23 protein-coding genes are annotated in these 24,992 nt (G+C 39.4%); 13 read left to right on the top strand and 10 right to left on the bottom strand.

Translation table 11 applies throughout. The annotated features are described in order from the left end of the window. Positions 1-16 precede the first annotated feature (16 nt). The 4 genes from serA to IE080_RS03395 all read right to left on the bottom strand — a co-directional run bounded on the left by serA (position 17) and on the right by IE080_RS03395 (position 4,563). On the bottom strand, positions 17-1,909 hold the full coding sequence (gene serA, locus IE080_RS03410) for a phosphoglycerate dehydrogenase (protein ID WP_189579042.1): 1,893 nt from the start codon (positions 1,907-1,909) through the stop codon (positions 17-19). Between the two features lie 233 nt (positions 1,910-2,142). Beyond that, positions 2,143-3,072 carry an ROK family protein gene (locus IE080_RS03405; RefSeq protein ID WP_189579041.1) on the bottom strand — a complete coding sequence of 310 codons (930 nt, stop codon included), beginning with the start codon at positions 3,070-3,072 and terminating at the stop codon, positions 2,143-2,145. A 49-nt stretch (positions 3,073-3,121) separates the two neighbouring features. Beyond that, entirely contained in the window at positions 3,122-3,616 is a 495-nt protein-coding gene (locus IE080_RS03400) for a YkgJ family cysteine cluster protein (RefSeq protein WP_189579040.1), read from the bottom strand. Positions 3,617-3,732: 116 nt separating this feature from the next. After that, a complete protein-coding gene (locus tag IE080_RS03395; protein ID WP_189579039.1) occupies positions 3,733-4,563 on the bottom strand; it encodes a CvfB family protein in 831 nt (276 codons plus the stop codon). A 221-nt stretch (positions 4,564-4,784) separates the two neighbouring features. Here IE080_RS03395 and IE080_RS03390 point away from each other — a divergent pair, with 221 nt between their 5' ends. From IE080_RS03390 to IE080_RS03380, 3 genes are all read left to right on the top strand, one after another. Further along, positions 4,785-5,672, top strand: a complete 888-nt coding sequence (locus tag IE080_RS03390; RefSeq protein ID WP_189579038.1) for a 3-hydroxybutyryl-CoA dehydrogenase — start codon at positions 4,785-4,787, stop codon at positions 5,670-5,672. A 75-nt stretch (positions 5,673-5,747) separates the two neighbouring features. Beyond that, entirely contained in the window at positions 5,748-6,365 is a 618-nt protein-coding gene (locus IE080_RS03385; RefSeq protein WP_189579037.1) for a deoxynucleoside kinase, read from the top strand. Positions 6,366-6,457: 92 nt separating this feature from the next. Further along, the gene (locus IE080_RS03380; RefSeq protein WP_189579036.1) at positions 6,458-7,003 is read left to right on the top strand and encodes a ferritin; all 546 of its coding nucleotides are present in this window, start codon (positions 6,458-6,460) and stop codon (positions 7,001-7,003) included. A 14-nt stretch (positions 7,004-7,017) separates the two neighbouring features. Here IE080_RS03380 and IE080_RS03375 read toward each other — a convergent pair whose 3' ends face one another. Next, the gene (locus IE080_RS03375) at positions 7,018-7,776 is read right to left on the bottom strand and encodes a 3-keto-disaccharide hydrolase (RefSeq protein WP_189579035.1); all 759 of its coding nucleotides are present in this window, start codon (positions 7,774-7,776) and stop codon (positions 7,018-7,020) included. Between the two features lie 116 nt (positions 7,777-7,892). Between IE080_RS03375 and IE080_RS03370 the strand changes: the two genes are divergently transcribed. Further along, a complete protein-coding gene (locus IE080_RS03370) occupies positions 7,893-10,430 on the top strand; it encodes a M14 family zinc carboxypeptidase (RefSeq protein WP_189579034.1) in 2,538 nt (845 codons plus the stop codon). A 37-nt stretch (positions 10,431-10,467) separates the two neighbouring features. Here the strand turns inward: IE080_RS03370 and IE080_RS03365 are convergent, their stop codons facing one another. Continuing rightward, positions 10,468-11,541 carry a Fic family protein gene (locus IE080_RS03365; RefSeq protein ID WP_189579033.1) on the bottom strand — a complete coding sequence of 358 codons (1,074 nt, stop codon included), beginning with the start codon at positions 11,539-11,541 and terminating at the stop codon, positions 10,468-10,470. Between the two features lie 79 nt (positions 11,542-11,620). On the opposite strand from IE080_RS03365, the gene IE080_RS03360 reads away from it, so the two are divergent. The 9 genes from IE080_RS03360 (at position 11,621) to argH (ending at position 21,433) form a co-directional block, all read left to right on the top strand. Continuing rightward, positions 11,621-12,886: an aminotransferase class V-fold PLP-dependent enzyme gene (locus IE080_RS03360; RefSeq protein WP_189579032.1), complete on the top strand. Its 1,266-nt coding sequence runs from the start codon at positions 11,621-11,623 to the stop codon at positions 12,884-12,886. Between the two features lie 296 nt (positions 12,887-13,182). Beyond that, positions 13,183-13,860: a GNAT family N-acetyltransferase gene (locus IE080_RS03355; protein WP_189579031.1), complete on the top strand. Its 678-nt coding sequence runs from the start codon at positions 13,183-13,185 to the stop codon at positions 13,858-13,860. A 29-nt stretch (positions 13,861-13,889) separates the two neighbouring features. Next, positions 13,890-15,086 (top strand): argininosuccinate synthase, encoded by a 1,197-nt coding sequence (locus IE080_RS03350; RefSeq protein ID WP_189579030.1) that lies wholly within the window; start codon positions 13,890-13,892, stop codon positions 15,084-15,086. Beyond that, positions 15,073-16,041: an N-acetyl-gamma-glutamyl-phosphate reductase gene (gene argC, locus IE080_RS03345; RefSeq protein ID WP_189579029.1), complete on the top strand. Its 969-nt coding sequence runs from the start codon at positions 15,073-15,075 to the stop codon at positions 16,039-16,041. Before IE080_RS03350 ends, argC begins: the two co-directional genes overlap by 14 nt. Positions 16,042-16,051: 10 nt before the next feature. Continuing rightward, positions 16,052-17,185, top strand: a complete 1,134-nt coding sequence (locus IE080_RS03340; RefSeq protein ID WP_189579028.1) for an aspartate aminotransferase family protein — start codon at positions 16,052-16,054, stop codon at positions 17,183-17,185. 37 nt (positions 17,186-17,222) lie between these two features. Continuing rightward, on the top strand, positions 17,223-18,167 hold the full coding sequence (locus IE080_RS03335; RefSeq protein ID WP_189579027.1) for a Rossmann-fold NAD(P)-binding domain-containing protein: 945 nt from the start codon (positions 17,223-17,225) through the stop codon (positions 18,165-18,167). A 36-nt stretch (positions 18,168-18,203) separates the two neighbouring features. Further along, complete coding sequence (gene argB / locus IE080_RS03330) at positions 18,204-19,004, top strand: acetylglutamate kinase (protein WP_189579026.1); 801 nt, start codon at positions 18,204-18,206, stop codon at positions 19,002-19,004. A 9-nt stretch (positions 19,005-19,013) separates the two neighbouring features. Continuing rightward, on the top strand, positions 19,014-20,099 hold the full coding sequence (locus IE080_RS03325) for a M20 family metallo-hydrolase (protein ID WP_189579025.1): 1,086 nt from the start codon (positions 19,014-19,016) through the stop codon (positions 20,097-20,099). Further along, positions 20,096-21,433, top strand: a complete 1,338-nt coding sequence (gene argH, locus IE080_RS03320; RefSeq protein ID WP_189579024.1) for an argininosuccinate lyase — start codon at positions 20,096-20,098, stop codon at positions 21,431-21,433. The genes IE080_RS03325 and argH overlap by 4 nt, the downstream gene beginning before the upstream one ends. On the opposite strand, the gene IE080_RS03315 is transcribed toward argH, so the two are convergent. The 4 genes from IE080_RS03315 to IE080_RS03300 all read right to left on the bottom strand — a co-directional run bounded on the left by IE080_RS03315 (position 21,430) and on the right by IE080_RS03300 (position 24,991). After that, positions 21,430-21,951, bottom strand: a complete 522-nt coding sequence (locus IE080_RS03315) for a hypothetical protein (RefSeq protein ID WP_189579023.1) — start codon at positions 21,949-21,951, stop codon at positions 21,430-21,432. The genes argH and IE080_RS03315 overlap by 4 nt on opposite strands. A gap of 12 nt (positions 21,952-21,963) precedes the next feature. After that, complete coding sequence (locus tag IE080_RS03310; protein WP_189579022.1) at positions 21,964-23,259, bottom strand: hypothetical protein; 1,296 nt, start codon at positions 23,257-23,259, stop codon at positions 21,964-21,966. A 12-nt stretch (positions 23,260-23,271) separates the two neighbouring features. Next, entirely contained in the window at positions 23,272-23,850 is a 579-nt protein-coding gene (locus IE080_RS03305) for a YceI family protein (RefSeq protein WP_189579021.1), read from the bottom strand. A gap of 208 nt (positions 23,851-24,058) precedes the next feature. After that, the gene (locus tag IE080_RS03300) at positions 24,059-24,991 is read right to left on the bottom strand and encodes a UDP-glucuronic acid decarboxylase family protein (protein ID WP_189579020.1); all 933 of its coding nucleotides are present in this window, start codon (positions 24,989-24,991) and stop codon (positions 24,059-24,061) included. Between the last annotated feature and the right edge of the window lies 1 nt (position 24,992).

The raw sequence follows: 24,992 nt of genomic DNA, 5'->3' as shown, positions 1-24,992 counted from the left end.
TAATCTAAGTTGATAATCAATACAACACCCTAAAGCGAATCGTACCAGGAATATTTTTCATCGCCTCAATGACTTCAGGAGAATATACTTTATTGATGTCTGTAATCACATAACCTATAGACTCATTAGTCTTCAGATATTGTCCTACAATGTTGATTTCATGATGTGCCAAACATTGGTTGATTTTTGCCAAGATACCTGGTTCATTTTGGTGAATGTGGATTAATCGGTGGGCATCTTTCAAGAATGGCAATTGGATATTCGGGAAATTGACAGAATTGTAAGTATTACCCGTATTGATATACTCCATGATTTTACCAGGAACAAAACGGGCGATATTTACCTGTGCCTCTAAAGTTGACCCTCCAATATGAGGGGTAAGAATGGCATTCCGCATGCCAATCAACTCGGAAGCAAAAGGCTCATCGTTGTTTTTGGGTTCCTCAGGGAACACATCTACTGCTGTACCTGCGATATGCCCTGACTCCAAAGCATCTTTTAAGGCTTTGATATCGACTACATGGCCCCTACTCAGATTGACAAGATAACTTCCCTTTTTCATCATGCCTATTTTCTCTGCATCAATGATGTTTTTGTTATCCTTACGGCCATCTACATGAAGAGATACCACATCTACCGTTTGAAGCAATTCTTCTAAGGAATCCAACTTAGTGGCATTTCCTAAAGCAAGTTTTTCAATAACGTCATAGTAATACACATCCATACCCATGTTTTCTGCTAACACAGATAGCTGTGCACCAATATTTCCATACCCGATAATCCCTAATTTCTTACCACGGATTTCAAAGCTTCCGGTAGCGGATTTGTCCCAAATCCCCTTGTGCATCCCCAAGCTTTTGTCATGGAAATTACGCATTAAGAAGATGATTTCAGCTATAGCCATTTCTACCACAGAGCGGGTATTGCTAAAGGGTGCGTTAAAGACCGCAATCCCCTTCTTGGTACAGGTATCCAAGTCAATCTGATTGGTTCCAATACAAAAAGCCCCAATAGAAATCAACCTATTCGCATTTTCCAAAACTTTTTTAGTCACATTTGTTTTGGAGCGGATTCCCAAAATGCTGACATCTTTAATTTTTTCAGCCAACTCATCCTCGGACAAAGCAGAAGAAATAACTTCTACATTGTAACCTTCTTCTTGCATCAATCCGACACCTACAGGGTGTACATTCTCTAGTAAAAGCACATTGATGCGGCTTTTTGGGTAGGAAAACTTCTTATTCATTTTGTTGATGTATAAAATTTCATCTAAACTCGGTGCTATATGGTCTGCTTTGGAGGTCACTTTTGGACGGGCTACATTTTCGGTAAAGGCATAAAATTTATTGGCCAATCCCGACTCTTTGATTTCATAGTCTGTGTATCCATCCCCAATTACGTAAATATCTCCATCTAAATGAAGACTTTTAATCACTTCTGGCTTTCCTCCATTTTTTGATAACACACTATCTCTGTCAAAATCAATGATTTTTCCAGTTTCATCATAAATAAACTCATTGGCGAATACATTCTCCTGTGGAATACCGTATTCTCCTACAATAGGGGTGATAAAATCCTTAAAACCATTGGAAATAATAATGATATCTTCTGCATGCTCCTGCAAAAATTCTTTATTGCGATGAAAAGACTTGGAAACTTTTTGCTTCAAGGAAGTAATCAGTTCCTCGATTTGAGATTTATCAGCTTGCAAAATATCCAATCTACGCTCTAAACTTTCCCTAAAATTCAAGGAACCCTCCATACCAAGATCGGTAATATCTTTGATCGCTTTCAGTTTCTGTTCTTTCTCAGGATCTTTGGCCAAAGAAATCTCCCCTAGCACATCCAAAGCTTCAACTTGGGTAAAGGTACTATCGAAGTCAATGATAAATTTCTTATTTCTGGGCATTGGAGTAAGTAAATTTTGTAGAATCAATGTTCAAAATTAGGATTTTATTAAAAAAATCACGGTTTTATTAGAAAAAATACTTTTGGACTTTTATCACAAAGGACAAGAAATCGATTGCAGAGAATTTAAAGCCACTTTTTCTATGCACATCAGAAGTGAATAAAAATCTTATCCAACAAAAATGCCACTGAAATCATAAACTCAGTGGCAATTGAACCTTTATTTTGCTTGAATTAAATATCTTCCATAAAACACAACGCAGCCGCACCAAGCGTACCAGCATTATTTTCTAAAGTAGCTTTGGTCAGGACCAAATCTTGTACATAATAAGGTGTAAGGTATTGACGAACTGTTTTTTCCAAAGATGGCATCATAAATTCCAAACCTGCGGAAATTCCTCCACCGAAATACACATGCGTCACATCTAACAAGCGGATAGCAGATACTATAGCTTCCCCTAAGATTCTCCCAACCTCCTCGAAAACCATTAAGGAAACCTCATTACCACTTTTTGCAGTATCTACTAATAAGTGTGTTCCTAATTCTTTATCAGCAAGTTCTCCCACCAAACGGGGATAGCCTTTTATAAAACGGTCCAAAATCCTAAGAATTCCACCTCTCCCGATCAATTTCTCCAATCCTTCATTTCCTCTGGATAGCATATGACCCATTTCCATGGCATTTCCTCGGCTGCCTTTGAATACTTCTCCATTCAATATAAGGGCACTTCCGATACCTGTCCCCATAGTAATAAACATGAAGTTTTCCGGAGGATTATTTTTACCATAGCGGTACTCACCAATGGCAGCTGCGGCAGCGTCATTTTCTAGAAAAAAAGAGATGTTGGGATATTTCTCCTTCAAGGCTCCTTTCAAGTTAAAACCGTTCAAGGAAGGAATTGCGGGTATTTCTAAGGTTGTGGTCCTGTCCTTGGAAATCAATCCAGGCAGGCCAATACCCACTTTAGATACCTCGGGATACTTGGCTAAGATATCAGCCATGCCATCAACAAATTTGGCATTGAAACCTTTGGGGTCATCTCGGTATGGGGCTGTTTCAACTTTATCAAAAGAAAGAATCTCTCCCGATTTATTGACCAAACCGATTTTTAGATGCGTGCCTCCTACATCTACACCTAAAAAATACTGCTCATTGTTACTCATACTTGTTCATTCAATAGGTTTTAGACTCTAAATTAGCAAAGACTTTTGCTTACTTCCTAAAATCTTTCTCAAAGTCTTGAAAGATTTCAAAAACAACCGGGCATACTAATGTGTTACGCAACGTCAAATTCAGGATGCCATGCATATTTTTTCGATTAGTATGCGGATATTCTCTGCACGCCTTTGGACGCTCCTCATACACCAAGCAAGTATTGTCCGAATTTAGAAAAGGACAAGGTGCACTTTTCAACACAAAATCTCCATCCGCATCTCTAAATAGGTACTCATCTGTAAACTCTGAAGGTTTCATGCGAAACACTTTCGCCAATCGTTCAATGTCCGTTTGAAGGAAAATTGGACTGGTAGTTTTACAGCAGTTGGCACATGTAAGGCAATCCATGTATTGGAATTTTTCCTCATGTGCTTTAGCAAAATGCTGATCCAACTCTTTACTCTTCACCCGTTTCAATTTGGGAAGCATTTTTTTATGCTGCGCAAATGATGATTTACTCAACTTCCCGAAATCCTCTAAAAACTCCCCCATGGAAAACAACTAAAACACCCCTGTAAATGATAATATTTAGATATTTATTTGGACTTACGCATTTTTTATAGTAAGTTCAACTTCAATTTTGGCTATCGGCAGAAATTTATAGAGGCTTATTCGATAATTTCAATTCCATTATCCAAAATATTGATTCTTTGAGCTTTATATAATTGACCTATCGACTGTTTAAAGTGCTTTTTACTCATTCCCAATAACTCTTTGATAGACTCAGGGGATGATTTATCATGAAGGGGCAAAAACTTCCGGACTTTTAAGGTTTCCAGAATTTTTTCAGCCCCTTCCTCGTATTTTGCCCTACCGATAGGTAGTAACTGTAAGTCAATTTTACCATCCTCTCTCCTCTTTTTGACAAACGCTTTTTTACGATCTCCGATCTGTACTTCTTCAAAAACCTCATTTTTATAAATCAATCCTTCAAAATCTCCATCGATCAAAGCTTTGTATCCTAAGTCTGTTTCTTCAAAAATCAAGATATTTACCTCCTGACCTGTTTCGAATCCTTGGGTGTCCCGAAGTAAAAAGTCCTCATATTTTGATACACCAATCAAACGCTCAGTTTTGTTATCCCTACAGAGCATCACCAAATATTTTTCACCAACTTCCATAGATTTGCCCATTTCCGCTTTAGGTACAAACAAATCCTTTGGAAGCCCCCAATCTAGAAATGCTCCAAACTTCGTCACTTCCTTTACCTCCAACACTTCAAATTCATCCAACAACATCTTCGGGCGGTTAGTGACCGCCACTGGTCTATCTTCACTATCCGTGTAAACAAAAACCTCTAATTCTTCTCCTACTTTCTCTTCTCCGGACAAATATGATTTTGGAAGCAACACTTCTCCTCCATCTTGAAGAGCCAAATAAGCTCCGTGTGGTGAAAATCGATTAATAAGTAATGAACTAACTTTTCCTAATTCGCGCATAATGGTAACAAGAATCCCTCACCGGGAGTTGATTGAAAAAGATAGGACAAGCCTACCTCGTAACTTTTTGTGTAAATATCTGTCAAAGGTACACAAAATCTAATTTGATAAATTGCAAATCCTTTTCAATCGACCTAGATTTGAACACTCATTCAAAAGCCTAGTTATTGGTACATGGCTTAGTTTTGAACTTACTATATAAGAATTAAACCCAAAAATTCATGAAAAACATCGCAGTTATAGGTTCTGGAACCATGGGAAACGGTATCGCCCATGTATTTGCTCAGTATGGATATGAAGTTGCTTTGATTGATATCAATCAGCAGTCCTTGGAAAAAGCATTGGCGACCATTGGCAAAAACATGGATAGACAAGTGTCCAAAGGAACCTTATCCGAGGATGATAAAAATGCAGCTATTAGCAGAATCAAGTCCTTTACTAACCTTGCAGAAGGTGTAGCAAATGCCGATTTGGTTGTGGAAGCTGCCACAGAAAACATCAGCATCAAATTGGAGCTTTTCCGTCAATTGGACGAATTATGTAAGCCTGAGACAATTCTATCCACCAATACTTCTTCGATTTCCATTACCAAAATCGGAGCAGTCACCAAGCGTCCGGACAAAGTAATCGGTATGCACTTTATGAATCCAGTACCTGTGATGAAATTAGTAGAAGTCATCCGTGGTTATGCAACCTCTGATGAAGTGACCAGCTTGACTATGGAACTTTCTAGAAAATTGGAAAAAGTACCAGTCGAAGTGAATGACTATCCAGGATTTGTGGCTAACCGTATCTTGATGCCAATGATCAATGAAGCTATTTATACATTGTATGAAGGCGTGGCAGGCATTGAAGAAATTGACACGGTGATGAAGCTTGGCATGGCTCATCCAATGGGGCCATTACAATTAGCAGACTTTATCGGATTAGATGTATGTCTTTCCATTCTAAGAGTCTTGCACGATGGCTTTGGCAATCCTAAATACGCACCATGTCCACTACTGGTAAACATGGTAGAGGCAGGTTACAAAGGCGCAAAAACAGGCGAAGGCTTCTACAAATACACTCCAGGAAGCAAAGAACTTGTTGTTTCTCCTAGATTTAAGTAATACAAACCACCATTTTCAGGCTATCCAAACAGTAGGAGCATTACTTTTTGGGTAGCCTTCTTTATCCAATCTATTATGCACATAGCAGTATCCGGCAACATCGGAAGCGGTAAAACTACCCTATCAATCAAATTGGCCAAACATTATGGTTGGCATGCGGAATTAGAGGCCGTGGAAAACAATCCATATTTGGCAGATTTTTATGAAGATATGAAGCGATGGTCTTTCCATTTGCAAGTTTTTTTTCTGAATAGCCGGTTCAACCAAATCCAACGCATCCGTGAGAGCGGAATGTCCGTGATTCAAGACCGTACGATTTATGAAGATGCCTACATTTTTGCAGCTAATCTTGCCAAATCAAACTTGATTTCAGAAAGGGATTATGACAATTACCTTGCATTATTCCATTCTATGATCAACTATGTCAAAGCGCCTGATTTGTTGATTTACCTGAAAGCGGATATCCCAAAACTTGTTGGACAAATTGAAAAACGTGGACGCCACTATGAAAACGCTATTAGAATTGATTATTTGAAAAATCTAAACTCCCACTATGAAGATTGGATCGGAGATTACGATAAAGGGAAGCTACTGATTGTAGACGTCAATGACATGGATTTTGTAGCTCATCCGGAGGATTTCGCCACAATTGTACAGAAAGTGGACCGTGAGATTTACGGACTCTTTTCCTGATGTTTGGATTTAAATTAATACCAATTCTAAATTTCAAGACATAGGAACTAAAGCACAGTAAATTAGTTATGTTTGTATAAATGACTATTACTATGAAAGGAAAAGAAATCGTAACGCTACAGCGTTCACTTTTGCACGATACAGAGGATTTACTGAACAAGCAAATTGAGATGGAAGGGAGATCTTCCGCTTATTATTTATCCATGGCTTCTTGGTGCCACATGATGGGGTATGAAAATGCTGCGAAGTATTTGTACACCCATGCCGATGAGGAGAGAATGCACATGATGAAAATATTCCATTACATCAATGAAGCAGGTGGGCATGCCTTGCAGCCGGAAATCACAGGTATCAGAAATAACTTCAATTCTTTGAGAGAAATCTTTGAATTGATATTGGAACACGAAATTAAAGTCACAAAGTCAATCAATTCGATCGTAGATCATGCATTTTCTGCAAAAGACTTCGCAACATTCAGTTTTATGCAGTGGTATGTAACCGAGCAAAGGGAGGAAGAAACGATGGCAAGAAGAGCTGTTGAGCTCTTCGACATCATCGGTGAAGAAGGTATTGGTCTTTGGACCATCGATCAAGAAATTGGTAAGTTACACCAAGCAGCACATGGGTCTCAAAATTGAGACCCATTATTTTTTTATAGTTTCCTCACCCAAATATTCCGAAAGCTCACCAAATCTCCGTGGTCTTGTAGTTTTATCGGTAAGGCCTCAGGATGCGCTTTGTAATTTGGAATGCCAATATATTCGGTTGGCCCCTTAAGTTCCACATTATTTTGTACCAACACCCCATTATGAATTACCGTCACACGTGCAGGAGATACGAGCATACCATCTGTATTGAAACGTGGAGCGGTAAAGAAAATATCGTAGGTATTCCATTCTTGAGGAGTTCTCATCGCATTGACCAAAGGTGGGTATTGCTTATACACACTGGCTGCCTGACCATTGGAATACGTTTGGCTTTCGTAAGAGTCTAAAATCTGAATCTCATAGGTTGACATCAAGAAAACTCCCGAATTGCCTCTCCCCTGTCCTTCTCCTTTGATCACATCCGGAGCCGACCATTCTAAGTGTAGCTGCACATCTCCAAAAGATTCCTTAGTCTGAATATCACCCGTTCTAGGAACTACTGTGAAGGTTCCGTTTTCAACTTTCCAAGCTGCGGGTGCCCCATCTCTGACAGATTCAAATCTATCCAAAGAAGTACCATCAAAAAGGATAGTAGCATCAGATGGAGGTAAATGATTCTCTTTGCCAGGGGTAACTTTTCTAGGAACTGGCTCCCAAAATTCTGTTGCTTCTGGCGGTAACTTGATGGCTTGTTGCTGTGCAACTACCTGTTGAATACATGCGAATGAAAGCAGAAGGCTTCCAAAAAGGAATAGGTTTTTCATAGGATTACTTTATTTGATTTTCAAAATAATGCATATCCTACACATTCAAAAGCCATTGGTGGATTTTTGGTTGAAAGTGGAAGGAAAAGCGATTACTTTCCACAAAATTACTGTATATGAAAAAGCTTTTACTGTTGATCTTAGGGCTAAATATTGGTTTAAATACCTTGTATGCTCAAAATTCCTATTTCTTCCCAAATGAATCCTTCAACCCCAGCATAACTTCTCCAAAAGACTTTTTGGGTTATGAAATCGGTGAATGGCATACACGGTATGATCGTTTGGTCAGTTATTTTGAGCATTTGGCACAATCCTCACCCATGGCAACCATTCAGACGGTTGGCTACACCAATCAACTTCGCCCATTGGTTGTATTAACCATCAGTAATCCGGCCAATATTCAAAATCTGGAAAACATCCGAAAAGAACATATCAAGCTTATTGATCCCTCCATACCGTTGCCAGATGTGAACTCCATGCCTGCGATTATCAATCTAGCGTATTCGGTGCATGGAAACGAGCCATCAGGTGGGGAAGCCGCAATCCTGACTGCTTATTGGCTCTTGGCCTCTAATAATCCTCTAGCAGAGGAAATCAGAAATAATTCGGTGGTTATGATAGACCCTGCTATCAATCCCGATGGACGGGACAGACACAGCAATTGGGCCAATATGCACAAGGGCACTCCTCCTGTTGCGAATTCCTTGGATAGAGAACATAATGAAATTTGGCCATCTGGTCGAGTGAATCATTACTGGTTTGATTTAAATAGAGATTGGTTGCCTTTGGCTCAAGTAGAGTTGCAGCACAAACTCAAATGGTATCATCAGTGGTATCCCAATGTGGTGGGAGATTTTCATGAAATGGGTACCAACAGTACCTATTTTTTCGAACCAACCAAACCTTTTAGCAGTGAAAACCCGGTTGTTCCCCGCAAAAACTATGAAGATATCAACAGCAAATTTGCTGGATATTTTGCCAAATCCTTGGATGAAATAGGTTCTTTATATTGGACCAAAGAGGTATTTGACAACAGTTATCCAGGCTATGGTAGCACCTACCCCGATATCCAAGGTGGGCTAGGAATTGTATTTGAACAAGGAAGTTCCCGAGGCCATGTCCAGGAATCCCAACGGGGGGACATCACCTTCGCATTTACGATTAGAAATCAGTTGAAAATATCTCTTGCCACGATGGAAGCAGGTGTAAAAGAGCGTGTATATATGCACCGATATTTACGAGAGTTTTTTGAGACTGCTGTAACTGAAGGAGGAAAAGACAAATTCAAAGCTTATGTTTTTGGAGATCTTTATGATGATTCCCGAAATGAATTATTCCTCAAATTATTAATGGACCATCAAATTAAGGTCTATGAAAACACCCGAGATGTCACAGTGAACGGTAAGACTTTTACTAAAGAAAAATCATGGGTGGTACCAACCAACCAAGCACAATACCGCATGGTCAGAACCATGTTTGAGAAGGTTACAAGCTTTCCCGACTCTGTATTTTATGACGCTTCGGCTTGGACTATGGCTTTAGCCTATGGCATCCCTTACGAGGGGCAAGTTACTGCGACCACAGGACAGCAACTAACTTCAATTCCTGAGAGAAAAATAGACTTTCCCATCAATGATTCATATGTGGCGTATCTGGTTGATTGGTCCGATTATTTTGCTCCCAAATTTCTCCATCAATTGCAGGGCAAAGGCGTACATGTGGAAGTAGCAGCTTTACCCTTCACTGCAGCTACCCAAGCAGGTAACCGACTATTCCCTGCTGGAAGTTTAATGATACCGACTGCTTTCCAAAGTATGAGTCCAGAACAACTTCGGGAAACGCTAGTAAATGCTGCAAATCAAAGTGGACAAAAAGTATTTGCCACCAAGACAGGATTGAGTCAATCGGGGATCGATTTGGGAAGCAATAATGTATCAGCCGTACGAGTACCAAAAGTCTTGATGTTAGTTGGACAAGGAACTTCCCAATATGAAGCTGGGGAAATATGGCATTTGCTCGACACCAAAGTAGGTATGCCAATCACCAAGATGGACGTCAGTTTGTTTTCACGGGTCAATCTTTATGATTTTAATACGCTCATTCTACCTTCCGGAAGTTACACTATGTTAAACACTGCCCAATTAAATCATTTGAAAGATTGGTTAACTAGAGGTGGCACTATCCTTTCACTTCGTCAAAGCAGTTTGTGGTTACAAAGCAGTGATATTACGAAAGAAGAGTTTGTCCAAGGTGAAAGTAAGCAAGCAGAATTTATACCATTCGCATCCAGAAGAGATGCTGCCGGCGCTCAAAATATTGGAGGAAATATTTATATGGCAAACTTAGACCTCACGCATCCATTAGCCTTTGGCTACAGGTCTGAACAGCTTCCTGTGTATAGAAATTCTACGATATTTATGAAGCCTTCCAAAAACCCTAGTAATACACCTGTTAGGTATACCAATAATCCATTATTGGGTGGCTATGTCTCTGCGCAAAACTTAGAGAAAGTGAAGCAAAGTGGATCAGTAATCGTGAGCAACGTGGGTCAAGGTAGGGTCATTCATTTTATTGATAACCCAAATTTCAGAGGGACTTGGTTTGGGACAAACAAGTTGTTTCTGAATGCCATTTTCTTTGGAGACAAATTCTAATAAATAAGCTGTCCAATTCCTTTTTGGACAGCTTATTTTAACCTGCTAATTCTAAGTGCTGCATAAGCGAATCTTTGACGGTATCAATCACTAAGTGATAAAAAACCTCAGGATTATTATCCACCTGGACAGCTTCCAAAGCACGATAATAACTCATTCTGGCATTCAAATCTCCTTTCAAATTTGCGATAGTATAACCATGCTTTAAGAGAATCAAATTCATAACCAGGCGGCTTGTACGGCCATTGCCATCGATAAAAGGATGAATAGTAACTAATCGCTCATGCATCTCTGCCGCCAACAATACAGGATGTAACTGTTTCTTTTGAAGGTGATAGTGTCTGAAATAATCCTCCATCAATTTATCCAATAAATAAGGCTGTGGTGGAACATGAGTGCTTCCTGAAATCCGTACAGGTACTTTTCGATAAATACCCGCATGAGACTTATCAATACCTTTTAAGATTAAGTAATGGATCTGGGCCAATACTCTAGGACTAAAATCCATTTCATCATAAACCAGACTTTCGATATACCCTATTGCGTCTAAGTGATTGATTGCTTCAAGATGCTCTCGCATAGATTTCCCTCCAACTGTAACTCCCTCATTAATGACCAAATGTGTCTCTTGCAGCGTCAGGGTATTTCCTTCTATCCTATTGCTTTCGAAAGTATAGGCTGTGTGAAAATATTCTTTCATCTTCGCCAATTGTGTCTGATTCAAAGGTCGATTGGATGTCCATCTATTTTTAAGCTCGTCTAGATCCTGAAGCTTATCCTGAATTTCTTGACTCAAAGAATCCAACACCAATACTTGGTTTGATTTTAAATATTCTACACGTGATTCTGCCAAAGTCAATACTTCCAAGGCATTATCTTCATCTTCAACTAACTTATAGATTTTCTCTGTCAGCCATTTTTTTTTCATCTCTTCTAATGGAATTTGTAATGCAGCTGACAGCATTGGTAAGTTTTCTTTTGATGGGAACCTAACCCCTTTTTCAAATTTAGAAATCAAAGCCGCATCAATGCCAGACTTTGCGGCAACTTCTCTTACAACCATACCCAAAGATTGTCTTCTAAAAGCTATAAAGGTGCTAAAATTCTCCATTTGTTGACAAATTTATTGTTGACAAAAATAGTCATTATTTTTTGTTTTTTTTATCCTTTTTTCCAATTAATTTTCACACATGAACAAAAGAGACTTCCTTAAATCCTTAGCAATTACCAGTGCCGCTGGAATTACTTCAATTGAAACCCTAGCCAATAGATTGGGGCAATTCCATGATTTTCCAGCTGATAAACTAGCTACCAATGAAGATTATTGGTCAATCATCCGCTCTGGCTATAAGTTGAAGGGAGACTATATCAATTTGGAAAACGGTTATTACTGCTTTCTACCGGAGCAAACGCTCAATAGGTACCTCGAAAAAATAAAGGAAATCAACTACCAAGGCTCATGGTATTTTAGAACTGTTCAGTGGGAAAATAAGGACAAAACGGCAGCCCGATTAGCTCAAGTATTTGGAGGAAGTCCTGATGAATTGGCGATTACAAGAAACACTACCGAATCACTTGACATCATCATTTCCGGCTATCCATGGCAAAAAGGTGATGAAGCTATTTATGCCCATCAGGATTATGGAAGCATTAAAAACATGTTTGAACTGGCAGCTAGAAGGCATGGAATTATCAATAAAATCATCGATATTCCGCTTCATCCTGAGAATGATGAAGAAATCGTCAAAGCATATGAAGTAGCTATCACTCCTCAAACCAAGTTAATCATGCTCAGCCACATGATTAACATCACAGGCCAGATTTTACCTGTTAAGAAAATCGCTCAAATGGCTCACTCTTACGGAGTGGAAGTGATGGTGGATGGAGCGCATTGCATTGCTCACTTTGACTTCAAAATTGACGAACTTGACTGTGATTATTATGCCTGTAGCCTTCATAAATGGCTATCTGTTCCATTAGGAGCTGGGCTTTTGTATGCTAAGAAAGAGCACATAAGTAAAATTTGGCCTCTATTAGCACCCTATGAATTAGACCATTCCAACATCAAAAACCTTAACCATACGGGAACACATCCAGTAGCTACTGACTTGGCGATTAATGATGCTTTGGATTATTTTGAAGCTATCGGGGCCAAAAGGAAAGAAGAACGCTTACGTTATTTACAGCGCTATTGGTCTGATCAAGTTCGCGGACTTCCAAGAATTCTGCTCAATACTCCCATTGATCCAGACCGCTCTTGTGGAATTGCCAATGTTGGTATAGAAGGCATTGAACCAAACCAAATGGCAAAATCCTTATTAGAAGAGTATAAGATTTATACCGTAGGAATAAATTATGCAGGGGTGTATGGTTGCAGGATCACACCGAATATTTACACCAGTACAGCTGAGCTCGATTCTTTTGTAAAGGCATTAAAGGAAATGAGTCAAAATTAAATTTTTGGAAATTTTTACATAGTTATCTTGCATATTATTTGGATAGTTTCAACATTTGTGTGCGTTTATCACATGAAGAACCTAACCAACATAGCAGTTACCCTCTCAAAAGCAGAAAATTCTGTTGCTGTTATGACTTTTTTTACTCCTTTGAGGAGATTTAGGTCTTTGTTCAGGGCAAGGTCCCTCTAAAACTTTATGGTATCCCATGTGGAATACCGCCAATAGCTCCAACGTTACATTAGTATAAACTATCACCAAGCCAACAAATTTGGCATAATCATCCATTGCAATTCATGGAAGAAATAAACTTCATTATCAGACCAGCTACGGAAAAAGACTGCATTCATGCGCTCACCATTACGCAAGAAATGGAAGAGTCTGCGAAAGCCCGTGGTACTGGTATTGCTAAACGTTCCCCAGAATACATTGAAACCAAAATGAAAGAGGGGAAAGCTGTAATAGCTTTGACAAAATCTGGAAAATGGGCTGGATTTTGTTATATTGAGGCTTGGGGGCATGGAAAGTTTGTCGCCAACTCTGGCCTTATCGTTGCACCTGAGTTTCGGAAATACGGACTGGCGAGAGAAATCAAAGGAGAAATATTCAAATTAAGCCGTACCAAATATCCTGATTCCAAAATCTTTGGTCTAACTACAGGTCCAGCTGTTATGAAAATCAATTCAGACCTTGGATACATTCCTGTTTCCTACGGAGATTTAACTGATGATGAAGATTTTTGGAAAGGTTGCAATAGCTGCGTAAACGTTGAGATCTTAAAAAGTAAAAGCAAGCAAAACTGTTTATGTACAGCTATGCTTTATGATCCTGCCAGAAAATCTAAAACCCAGGATATCGCTCTCCGAAAAGACTTCAAGAAAAACCTCAAGTTATTTGAACGTTGGACGAGAATAAAAAAGCGCATCCTATTGAATTTGAAACTCACTAAAAACAAAACATTGAACTTATTCTAATCATCCTGAGAAGGATCAATTATTGAATTATGAAAAAAACAGTTTTAGCGTATAGCGGAGGTTTGGACACTACCTTTTGTGCCATTTACCTTTCCCAAGAACTTGGCTATGAAGTACATGCCGTATTGATCAATACTGGAGGATTCTCTTCCGAAGAACTACAGGAAATCCAAGAAAGGTCTACAAAGTTAGGTGTTGCTTCTTTTACCGTATTAGATGTAACCAAAACCTATTACGATGAAGTGCTCAAATACCTGGTCTTTGGAAATGTATTGAAAAACCAAACCTATCCTCTATCAGTCAGTGCAGAACGAATTCTGCAAGCTAAAACGCTAGCAGATTATGCTAAAAGTATAGGAGCTACTTCCATTGCCCATGGCAGTACAGGTGCAGGAAATGATCAAGTAAGATTTGATATGATTTTTCAGACCATCATTCCTGATATTGAAATCATCACTCCTATCCGTGACCTTAAGCTGAGCCGTGAGCAAGAGATTGATTACTTACAAAAGCATGGAGTTCACATGAATTTCACCAAAGCTGCTTATTCTGTTAATAAGGGTATTTGGGGAACATCTGTAGGTGGGAAAGAAACCTTAACTTCCAATTTAACATTGCCGGAAGAAGCTTGGCCTACACAAGTAAGCAAAACAGGTGAGGAAACCGTAACCTTACAGTTTGAAAGTGGTGAGCTAAAAGGTATCAATGGGAAAAAATTTGAGCATACGGTTGAAGCGATACAAGCACTCCAAGCCATTGCAGCACCTTATGGAATAGGAAGAGATATACATGTCGGAGACACCATTATCGGTATCAAAGGCCGTGTAGGATTTGAAGCTGCGGCACCTTTGATTATCATCAAATCCCATCAATTACTTGAAAAGCACACCTTGACCAAATGGCAAACCTTCTGGAAAAACCAATTAGCTGAGTTTTATGGAAATCATCTGCATGAAGGTCACTACCTAGATCCCGTAATGCGTAATTTAGAAAGCTTTTTGGAAAGCACACAACTCTATGTAACAGGAGAAGTTAATGTTCAGCTAAGTCCATATAGATTTCAACTAGTGGGGATCACCTCTGCCCATGATTTGATGGCTTCCAAATTTGGTAGCTACGGAGAAATGAATAAGGGATACACTGCCGAAGATGTCAAGGGATTCACCCGAATCTTAGGAAACCAAACATCCATCTTCCATCAAGTAAACAATCATGACAAAAATTAAAACTGCCATCATTGGTGGTGCTGGCTATACCGGTGGAGAATTACTGCGCCTGCTAATCCATCACCCCCACGTGGAAATTGCATACGTCCATAGTAACAGCCAAAAAGACAAGCCTATTACACATTCGCATCCTGACCTTATTGGTGAAACGGAATTAGTTTTCACCGATATTGTTCAGACCGAAGGAATTCAAGCTGTCTTTTTGGCCTTACCTCATGGTGAAACCAAATCATTTTTAGATAAAAATCCTTTTGCTGAGGATACCCTCATCATTGATTTGAGTGCGGATTTTCGTGACAAGAGTCATGGATTCGTTTATGGCTTACCTGAAATAAACTTGGAGGCTATTCAAAACGCAAACAAAATAGCAAACCCAGGCTGTTTTGCTACAGGTATTCAACTGGCATTGGCACCCTCCATAGCGAAAGGCTGGGTGAAGGACGCTATCCATGTTTCAGGAATAACAGGAAGTACAGGAGCAGGTAAAAAACTTGCTGACACCAGTCATTTCTCCTACAGAACTGGAAATTTCTCAGTGTATAAGCTCTTCACGCATCAGCATCTAAAAGAAATCAAGCAAACTTTCAAGCAATTAGACCCATCCTTCAATCAGGAAGTCCTATTTGTTCCATACAGAGGAAACTTTACAAGAGGCATTTGGATAACTGCTTATTTTCCTTTTGAAGGAAGTGAAGAAGAAGCTGTAAAAGCATATCAGGAGTTCTATAAGGACGCGGCATTTACCTTTATTTCTTCTCAAGATATCGATCTCAAGCAAGCTGTGAATACTAATAAATGTATTCTTCATATTCAAAAAGAAGCTGGAATGTTGATCATTTATTCGGCTATTGACAATTTATTAAAAGGTGCCTCTGGGCAGGCAATTCAAAATTTGAATATTGCCATTGGACTTCCTCAACATACTGGGCTTCAGCTGAAAAGCATCGCCTTTTAAATCATTGATTATGAAAACATTCGATGTGTACCCTTTAATCAATGTAACACCTGTCAAAGCGATTGGTGCAAGCATTTGGGATACAGAGGGAACTGAATATTTGGACTTATATGGAGGTCATGCCGTGATTTCTATAGGACACAGCCATCCTCACTTCAACCAACGAATAAAAGAGCAGCTCGATCAAATCGCCTTTTATTCCAACTCCATTCATATTCCTATACAAAAGCAATTAGCTCAAAAGCTAGGAGAAGTTTCAGGTTGTGAAGAATACGAGCTATTCTTATGCAATTCGGGGGCGGAAGCAAATGAAAATGCATTGAAATTGGCATCTTTCAGTTCAGGAAAACCTGGATTTATTTCCTTTTCAGGTGCATTTCATGGAAGAACCTCGGGTGCAGTAGTTTTGACAGATAATCCAAAAATCATCGCTCCTTCCAACCAACGGAACGATGTGCACATCTTACCATGGGGTGATTTAGGTGCAGTTGAGGCCCAATTAGCCAAAGGCAATATTGCGGGAATTATCATTGAAGGGATACAAGGTGTTGGAGGTATTCATGTTCCGGAAGCCTCTACCCTGCAGCAATTGGCGCACTTAGCAAAAAAGTATGAAGCGAAACTTATTTTAGATGAAGTCCAATCAGGCTATGGAAGAACCGGTAGATTTTTTGCTTTTCAATGGGCAGAAGGACTTGAACCGGATTTAATTACAGTAGCCAAAGGAATGGGAAATGGATTTCCTATCGGTGGTGTGTTGATTCATCCCTCAATAAAAGCTTCTTTTGGCCTCTTGGGGACTACTTTTGGAGGTAATCATTTGGCTTGCGCAGCTGGATTAGCTGTATTAGAAGTAATCGAGAGCGAAAACTTAATAGCCTACGCAGAGGAGTTAGGGAATAAACTTATCCCAATCTTGGAAGCTATACCTGGTGTAACTGAAGTTCGTGGTAAAGGACTGATGATCGGAATAGACCTTGATAGAGAAGCAGGACCTGTAAGGACGTCCTTCGTACATAATTACCACATGTTTACAGGAAGTGCCGCAGGAAAAAATACCATTCGCCTATTGCCTCCGCTAAACATTGACGAAGAGTCATTATTAAAATTCGCTAAAAACCTATCGATAATTTTGAATTCATAATTCAATGCGGTAGATTCATATAAATATTTCAACAAAAATGAAACATTTTACACAATTCGAATCCTTATCCCTTTCCAAAACCCTAATTCAATCAGCCTTGGCATACAAAGCCAATCCATTGATTGATGTGCAAAAAGGTTTTAAGAAAAGGATTGGATGTATTTTTTTAAACCCGTCTCTTCGAACCAGAGCAAGCACTCAAATTGCAGCTTTGAACTTGGGAATGGAGCCTATTGTCGTGAATATGGATAAAGAAGGTTGGGCTTTGGAGATGCGTGAAGGGGCTATCATGAATAAAGGAACGGTGGAACATATTAAAGATGCAGCAGCTGTGTTAGGCTCCTACTTTGATATCTTAGCGATCCGTGCATTCCCTTCATTAACGAATAAAACAGAAGATATTGAGGACTTTGTTTTCAATCAATTTATAAAATATTCGGGTAAACCAGTAATCAGTTTGGAGTCTGCTATTAGACATCCTTTACAGAGTTTGGCTGATATGATTACTATCCAAGAACACTGGAAAGAAGCACGTAAACCGAAAGTTGTGCTCACTTGGGCACCTCACATCAAGGCTATTCCACATGCAGTTGCCAATTCCTTTGCAGAATGGGCAATCGGCAATGACCATGATGTTACCATTACGCATCCTGTAGGATATGAATTAGACCCTATCTTTACCAAAGGAGCCCACATTACACACAATCAAGCCGAAGCTTTGGCAGATGCTGATTTTGTTTATGTAAAAAACTGGTCTGCTTTCAATGACTATGGAAAGATTCATAGCACGGATAGTTCATGGATGCTAACCGAAAAGCATTTTGAAGCTGCTCCACAAGCAAAGGTGATGCATTGTCTTCCTGTCCGTAGGAATGTAGAACTTTCAGATGAAATATTAGATGGTTCTAGAAGCATAGTCCAAGAGCAAGCTACCAACCGAATTTATGCTGCACAAGCAGTAATCAGCCATTTATTAGGCTAACATACACTACCACTTTAACTACTCAACCTATTAACCATGCAAATCAACATCATCAAAATCGGAGGAAATGTCATCGACTATCCTCAAAAACTTGAGGAGTTTCTATTCCTCTTCTCTAGATTTCCGGGCAAGAAAATACTAGTTCACGGAGGGGGAATAATGGCTACCAAATTTGGAGAATCCATGGGAGTCATGCCTAAAATGGTAGATGGTAGGAGAATTACCGATGCAGATACCTTGGACATCGTAACCATGGTCTATGCAGGATTGATCAACAAGCAAATTGTAGCAAAGCTTCAAGGCTTGAACCAAAATGCCCTCGGTCTGACAGGAGCAGACGGGAACAGTATTTTATCCGAAAAAAGACCTATCAAAACCATCGACTATGGCTATGTAGGAGATATTCTGAAAATAAACACTGGACTGATTGAAAACTTACTCGAAGACAATATCATACCTGTATTTTCAGCCATTACGCACGATAAAAAAGGTCAATTATTAAATACTAATGCAGACAGTATTGCCTCTGAGTTGGCTACTTCCCTATCTAATAATCACAAGGTAAATCTTTACTTCTGTTTCAATAAACCGGGAGTATTGATCGATGAGCATAATGAAAACTCAATCATACCATTGATCAATGAAGAGATTTACGGAGAGTTGAAAAAAGAGCGTGTCATTCACTCCGGAATGATTCCAAAGTTAGATAACGCATTTGCAGCCCTCCATAAAGGAGTTAACCATGTTTGGATTGGCAAAGCTGAAAATTTACTTTTAGCAGCCAAAGGAAAACTTTCCGGCACCATTATCGAAAATCATAAGTACGACCTTTATTAAGCAGCATCGATGATACCAATCAAGGATTTATCATCCTTACATACACAGCAAGTTGAATTACTGCAATCATTAATCGCTATTCCCTCTTTCAGCAGAGAAGAGTCTGAAACAGCTGATATTCTTCAATCCTTTTTCAAGGCAAAAGAAATTCCTTCCGAGCGCTCAGGTAATAATATCTGGGTGAAAAACCTCTTCTTTGATGCGAAAAAGCCTTCCATTCTGCTGAATTCACACCATGATACAGTAAAACCGAATGCAGGCTATACCCGTGACCCATTTAATCCATCTATTGAGGATGGAAAACTTTTTGGCCTTGGAAGCAATGATGCAGGGGGACCTTTGGTAGCCTTGATAGCTGCTTTTTTATGGTTTTACGGAAAGGAAAATTTACCCTTCAATCTTATACTTGCAGCTACTGCAGAAGAAGAAATCTCCGGTAAAAACGGTATTGAATCTATCTTGCCATTACTTCCAGTTTTTGAATTAGCCATTGTTGGAGAACCGACGTTAATGCAGGCTGCTGTGGCTGAAAAAGGATTGATGGTCATTGATTGCGTGGTTAAAGGTAAAGCAGGCCATGCAGCTAGAGAAGAAGGTGAAAATGCATTATACAAGGCTTTGGATGATTTACAAACTATCAAAGATTTTGAGTTCAAAAAAGTATCAACCTTTCTCGGTAAATCCAAAGTATCGGCCACAGTCATCCAAGCTGGCTCCCAACATAATGTAGTCCCGGACGAATGTTCATTTACGTTAGACGTGCGGGTAACGGATGCCTACACCTTGGAGGAAATCTTGGGAGAAGTATCACAAGCGATAAAAGCCGAAATGAGTCCACGATCCAAGCGTTTAAACTCCTCCAAATTACCCGAAAATCATCATGCTTATCAGACGCTGAAAGCCTTAGGTACCCCAACCTATGGAAGTCCTACCTTATCCGATCAAGCATTGATCCCCTATCCTTCCTTCAAAATGGGGCCTGGAGACTCTGCGCGCTCTCATACCGCAGATGAATTTATTTATGTGCAGGAAATCCATGAAGGAATCCAAGGCTATATTCAATTCTTAACACATTACATACAAACATACCCATGAAACTTTGGCAAAAAGATAAAGGAGCGACCCAAGAAGTGGAAAAATTCACCATTGGTCGAGATCCTGAGTTTGATCATTTATTAGCTCCATTTGATGTATTGGGTTCGATGGCGCATGCTACCATGCTGGAAAAAATCGGTCTACTAACAGCTGATGAGTTAAAAACATTGTTAGGCGGACTTCGAGAAATCTACTTTGAAATAGAAAAAGGAGATTTCAGCATTGCTCCAGGTGTGGAAGATGTACATTCTCAAGTAGAGTTTTTATTAACTGAGCGTTTGGGAGAAGTTGGAAAAAAATTGCACTCGGGAAGATCAAGAAATGATCAGGTTCTGGTTGATTTGAAGCTGTATTACCGCTCAGCCATCCGGGATATTGTTGAGACCACGCAGGATTTGTTTGATTTACTGATTGAGTTAGCTGATAAGCATCAAAAAGACTACATGCCCGGCTATACGCATACGCAATTAGCCATGCCATCTTCTTTTGGTTTATGGTTTGGTTCCTTTGCAGAAGGGTTGACAGAAGATTTGGAGCTTTTATCCAGTGCATTTCATCTGGCGGACAAAAATCCCCTGGGTTCGGCCGCAGGCTATGGGTCATCCTTTCCTTTAGATCGAACTTTGACAACTGAACTGCTCGGTTTTTCTGATCTGCATTACAATTCCATCAATGCCCAAAATTCCCGAGGAAAAACAGAGAAGACGATTGCATTTGCATTAGCCGGATTGGCTTCGACTTTAAATCGTTTGGCTTCGGATGTTTGCTTATTTATGAATCAGCATTTTGCATTTATCAGCTTCCCTGATGAATTGACCACAGGTAGCAGCATCATGCCTCATAAAAAGAATCCGGATGTTTTTGAATTGATTCGTGCAAAAACCAATCATATCCAATCCATGCCATATCTGGTGTCCATGCAGCTGACCAATATGACTACAGGGTATCACAGGGATCTACAAATTTTGAAAGAAGTAACCTTTCCTTCTTTCTCTACCCTACTTGACTGTTTGGACATGAGTATTCTAATGTTGAAGAATATTAACATCCGTTCTAATATCCTATCTGATGAATTTTATAAGCATGTATTCAGTGTGGAAGTGGTCAATGAGCGGGTATTGGCAGGAACACCATTTCGGGACGCCTATAAACAGGTTGGTTTGGAAATAGAGAAAAATGAATTCTCTCCTCAGCAGGACCAATTAAATCATTCTCATGAAGGGAGTATTGGAAACTTATGTCTTGCTGAAATTCAGAAAAAAAATCAACAATCCTTGGAGAAGTTTAAGTTTACAAAAATTGACGAGGCATTGATCGCTTTGATATCAGGTTAAAAACCAAGCACTATTTGGAGGTCTAATTGCTCTTCTACTTTAATTAGGCCTCCCATTTTTTTGGGTGCTTCCAAAGCCAATTCTGTAAAAGATAAGGAAAGTTTTCCTTCCAGACCATCTTTAGTATTATCCAGTTTAAAGTTGTCAAATACGAGTGTTTTGCCAACAATGTTTACAGTAAGTTTACAGGTATAGTGTTGTTGGTTTTTTCGCAGATTAGCCACTTTTACCTGGCATTTGGGAAATTCCTCAGCTTTAATTGTTTTACGAAAATCACGATTCAATAAGAAATTCCCGCAAGCGAATTCGCTTACGGGAATATTGAAATTAAGGACTGAATTATTTGTTTGGGAATTCAAAGCAAGAGTGTCTCTCATTCCATTTCTGTTAAAGCTACAGTTGAAGCTACCAATTGAAGTCTGGCCGGAAACGGTGATCGTCTTTTGGGTGATTACCAGTTCTTTTTCTTGGGGGGTTACGGATAGGAAGCCAATCAGAATTAGAAGAAAGACACTCATGGAATTTAATTATTAGAAGCCAATGACACCTTCAATCATTAGACCATTAAACTTACCGCCATTGAATCTGTCAGTAGCAGCGAAATTGTTATAGTTTTGACTGACGTACTCTAATTTAGCTAAAACATTTTTGGTTACAAACCAACCGCCACCAACTTGTACTCTATCAAGGTTAACTTCCAAACCAGAACCAGCTAGAGGACCAGATACCTTATTGTATCTACCTGCCACATAGAACTTATCGGCAGTGCCAAATCTATAGACTAAGTCAGCACCTGTTTGATTCCAAGTTCTATTGTCTGCTTCATTTCTAGCACTACCTGTAGAGCGCTCGAAGTTACCGAAGAACTCCAATCCTTGGAATTTGATGAATGGGTTGAATACCAAAGCAGTGATATTGTCAGTTTGTCCTGGGTTGAACCGTCCTGATGTAAAGTTAGCTGCTGTAGTTGCTAAGGTATTTTCCATTACCATATAGTATCTTGACCCAGCTCTGTCACCACCCCAAAGTGTATTTCTGTTAGAACCAGATGTTGTGTACACAGACCCTGTCATACGCACTCTCAAGTCATCATTTAATTGTTTGTCATAACCCAATTTACCGATGAAATTTGGTTTTCTAAAGTCAGGATTGGTAACACCGCCTTGAATTTCACCTCCTGTTACAGCTACCATAGCCAAGAAGCCCTTGCTTTGGAAGAATACCTCACCACCAACCTCTGTGGTAAATGCATCCATGATATAGTTACCTACAAATGGATTCCACATTGCGTTACCGTTATCAGACCTTCTGAAGTGAGCATCGCCATAGTTGATTTCCATGTGACCTACTCTTACGGTCAAATACTTATCAAACCAGTCTGTTTCTCCAAGACCCAAGAATCCTAATTTATCTACTTGAATGTAACCACCTTTTACCCAAGCTTCTGGATGGTGTCTGGATGACAAATATGTGATCAAATTTAATCTTAGACCATCTGCTAATGCCACATCAATATTAAGATTAGCTGTAGCTAGATTGGTCCCAGCTCCGATATCAACTAATTGATTGAGATTAACTCCATTAGCATTCAAAACTGGAGTTGCCGTATTGGAGTGGCTCAGGTTTTGCCATTGCTGTGCAAAATGACCACCGATTCGAACACGCATGCCGTCGTAAGCTACCGTGTCTTCTTTACCTGTTTCAAATACGTTGATACCACGTTGATCATAAGGTCTCCAGAATTGCTGGTCACGCTGTAAACCTTGAGCGAAAGAGGACATAGTGATTCCTACAAACGCAATTGCTGCGATAAAATACTTTTTCATAGAAATGGGCTTTTATTTTGTTGGTTGAAATATTGTTTTGAAAGAAATAGTTACTTCGTCTCGTGTTTTGACGGTTCCCATCAAGGCCGTTGGAGGGTCGATGGAAAAATTGGTTAGTTTGGTATCATAGCTACCTTCAAATACCAAGTTGCTTCCGTTTTGGGTTAATTTCACTGGAAAGCTTGCCGGCTTGGTAACTCCTGCGATTGTGAAATCTCCTTTAGCAGTAAAGTTTGGTGCTAAACCGCTAAGCTCTTTCAGCGTAAAACTGATTTGCTTGTGTTGACCTGTTTTCAATGCTTTATATGCATTGTTATCTAAACCTCTTGTTCCACTTTTAAGGGATTCTGCTTCAGCGTTCACTCGTAGAGATTGAGCACCATTAACGGTATTGCCTGCCATTGTAAATACTGCCGTACCTTTGGCATCTTTGGAGATCATTTCCCAGTCATGTAGAGAGGACCCACCGGTAATTTTCAACTCAGTCCCTGAAGCGATTGTATAGTTGGCTTGTGCAATTGCCGAAATGTTGATAACCAACAAAAGCGCAAGCGTAGCGATTATTCGGGTGCTTAACTTTACTTGTTTCATAGACTCTGTGTGTTTTGGTTGATTTGATGATGTAAAATTGCGCACAGAGGTCTAATTAAAACATGATGAAAATCATGTTAACGCATGATTGATAACACAAGTCAAAATGCAACTTTTGGGGAGAACTAAAGAAATGTGACTTAAAAATTAAAAACAAAAAAAGCCCAAACCGAACTTGATTTGGGCCTTAAATTTTCTTGTTGATCAATTAAAGTATTGAATCAAAATAAGCTATGGTCTTTTTCAAACCATCTTCCAATTTGACCTTTGGTTCCCAATCAAGTTCTTTTTTGGCTAAGTCAATAACAGGCTGACGCTGCATTGGGTCATCTTGCGGTAACGGAAGAAATATCATCTTACTTTTACTATTGGTGATTTCAATGACACGTTGTGCTAATTCAAGCATGGTGAATTCTCCAGGATTACCAATATTTACAGGCCCTGTAAATCCATCCCTACTATTCATCAGCTTGTACATACCATCGATATTATCATCCACATAACAGAAACTTCTGGTTTGTGTACCATCTCCATACATGGTGATATCCTGACCTTTTAAGGCCTGGACGATAAAGTTACTTACCACTCTGCCATCATTGGGATTCATTCTTGGTCCATAAGTATTAAAAATTCTCATGACCTTGATTTTCACCTTATGTTGTCTATGATAATCAAAAAATAATGTTTCAGCACAACGTTTTCCTTCATCGTAACATGCACGGATACCAATTGGGTTTACACTTCCTTTGTAGGATTCCGGCTGTGGATGGATTTCAGGATCGCCGTAAACTTCTGACGTACTGGCTTGCAAAATTTTAATTTTTAGTCGCTTGGCCAAACCTAACATATTGATAGCTCCAAGAACAGAAGTTTTGGTAGTCTGTACAGGGTCAAATTGGTAATGAATTGGACTTGCTGGACAAGCTAAATTATAGATTTCATCTACTTCAACAAATGTTGGGTGAGTAACATCGTGCCTGAGCAGTTCGAAGTTTTTATTATCTAAAAGATGATGGATATTTTTTCTACTACCTGTAAAAAAATTATCCATACAAAGTACTTCATTGCCTTCTTCGATTAATTTGTCGCAGAGGTGACTTCCTAAAAATCCCCCGCCTCCGGTTACTAAGATTCTTTTCATA

The organism is Mongoliitalea lutea, from assembly GCF_014652135.1.
GTDB lineage: Bacteria > Bacteroidota > Bacteroidia > Cytophagales > Cyclobacteriaceae > Mongoliitalea > Mongoliitalea lutea.
Note: the sequence above shows the minus strand (reverse complement) of the source record. Positions and strands in the feature narration are given on the sequence as shown.

What these genes read in the sequence shown, in the direction of transcription:
- serA (WP_189579042.1), bottom strand. Translation starts at nt 1,909, where the DNA reads ATGCCCAGAAATAAGAAATTTATCATTGACTTCGATAGTACCTTTACC.
- IE080_RS03390 (WP_189579038.1), top strand. Translation starts at nt 4,785, where the DNA reads ATGAAAAACATCGCAGTTATAGGTTCTGGAACCATGGGAAACGGTATC.
- IE080_RS03325 (WP_189579025.1), top strand. Translation starts at nt 19,014, where the DNA reads ATGATACCAATCAAGGATTTATCATCCTTACATACACAGCAAGTTGAA.
- IE080_RS03400 (WP_189579040.1), bottom strand. Translation starts at nt 3,616, where the DNA reads ATGGGGGAGTTTTTAGAGGATTTCGGGAAGTTGAGTAAATCATCATTT.
- IE080_RS03360 (WP_189579032.1), top strand. Translation starts at nt 11,621, where the DNA reads ATGAACAAAAGAGACTTCCTTAAATCCTTAGCAATTACCAGTGCCGCT.
- IE080_RS03350 (WP_189579030.1), top strand. Translation starts at nt 13,890, where the DNA reads ATGAAAAAAACAGTTTTAGCGTATAGCGGAGGTTTGGACACTACCTTT.
- argH (WP_189579024.1), top strand. Translation starts at nt 20,096, where the DNA reads ATGAAACTTTGGCAAAAAGATAAAGGAGCGACCCAAGAAGTGGAAAAA.
- argB (WP_189579026.1), top strand. Translation starts at nt 18,204, where the DNA reads ATGCAAATCAACATCATCAAAATCGGAGGAAATGTCATCGACTATCCT.
- IE080_RS03310 (WP_189579022.1), bottom strand. Translation starts at nt 23,259, where the DNA reads ATGAAAAAGTATTTTATCGCAGCAATTGCGTTTGTAGGAATCACTATG.
- IE080_RS03380 (WP_189579036.1), top strand. Translation starts at nt 6,458, where the DNA reads ATGAAAGGAAAAGAAATCGTAACGCTACAGCGTTCACTTTTGCACGAT.
- IE080_RS03395 (WP_189579039.1), bottom strand. Translation starts at nt 4,563, where the DNA reads ATGCGCGAATTAGGAAAAGTTAGTTCATTACTTATTAATCGATTTTCA.
- IE080_RS03315 (WP_189579023.1), bottom strand. Translation starts at nt 21,951, where the DNA reads ATGAGTGTCTTTCTTCTAATTCTGATTGGCTTCCTATCCGTAACCCCC.
- IE080_RS03305 (WP_189579021.1), bottom strand. Translation starts at nt 23,850, where the DNA reads ATGAAACAAGTAAAGTTAAGCACCCGAATAATCGCTACGCTTGCGCTT.
- IE080_RS03405 (WP_189579041.1), bottom strand. Translation starts at nt 3,072, where the DNA reads ATGAGTAACAATGAGCAGTATTTTTTAGGTGTAGATGTAGGAGGCACG.
- IE080_RS03300 (WP_189579020.1), bottom strand. Translation starts at nt 24,991, where the DNA reads ATGAAAAGAATCTTAGTAACCGGAGGCGGGGGATTTTTAGGAAGTCAC.
- IE080_RS03355 (WP_189579031.1), top strand. Translation starts at nt 13,183, where the DNA reads ATGGAAGAAATAAACTTCATTATCAGACCAGCTACGGAAAAAGACTGC.
- IE080_RS03340 (WP_189579028.1), top strand. Translation starts at nt 16,052, where the DNA reads ATGAAAACATTCGATGTGTACCCTTTAATCAATGTAACACCTGTCAAA.
- IE080_RS03365 (WP_189579033.1), bottom strand. Translation starts at nt 11,541, where the DNA reads ATGGAGAATTTTAGCACCTTTATAGCTTTTAGAAGACAATCTTTGGGT.
- IE080_RS03385 (WP_189579037.1), top strand. Translation starts at nt 5,748, where the DNA reads ATGCACATAGCAGTATCCGGCAACATCGGAAGCGGTAAAACTACCCTA.
- IE080_RS03370 (WP_189579034.1), top strand. Translation starts at nt 7,893, where the DNA reads ATGAAAAAGCTTTTACTGTTGATCTTAGGGCTAAATATTGGTTTAAAT.
- IE080_RS03375 (WP_189579035.1), bottom strand. Translation starts at nt 7,776, where the DNA reads ATGAAAAACCTATTCCTTTTTGGAAGCCTTCTGCTTTCATTCGCATGT.
- IE080_RS03335 (WP_189579027.1), top strand. Translation starts at nt 17,223, where the DNA reads ATGAAACATTTTACACAATTCGAATCCTTATCCCTTTCCAAAACCCTA.
- argC (WP_189579029.1), top strand. Translation starts at nt 15,073, where the DNA reads ATGACAAAAATTAAAACTGCCATCATTGGTGGTGCTGGCTATACCGGT.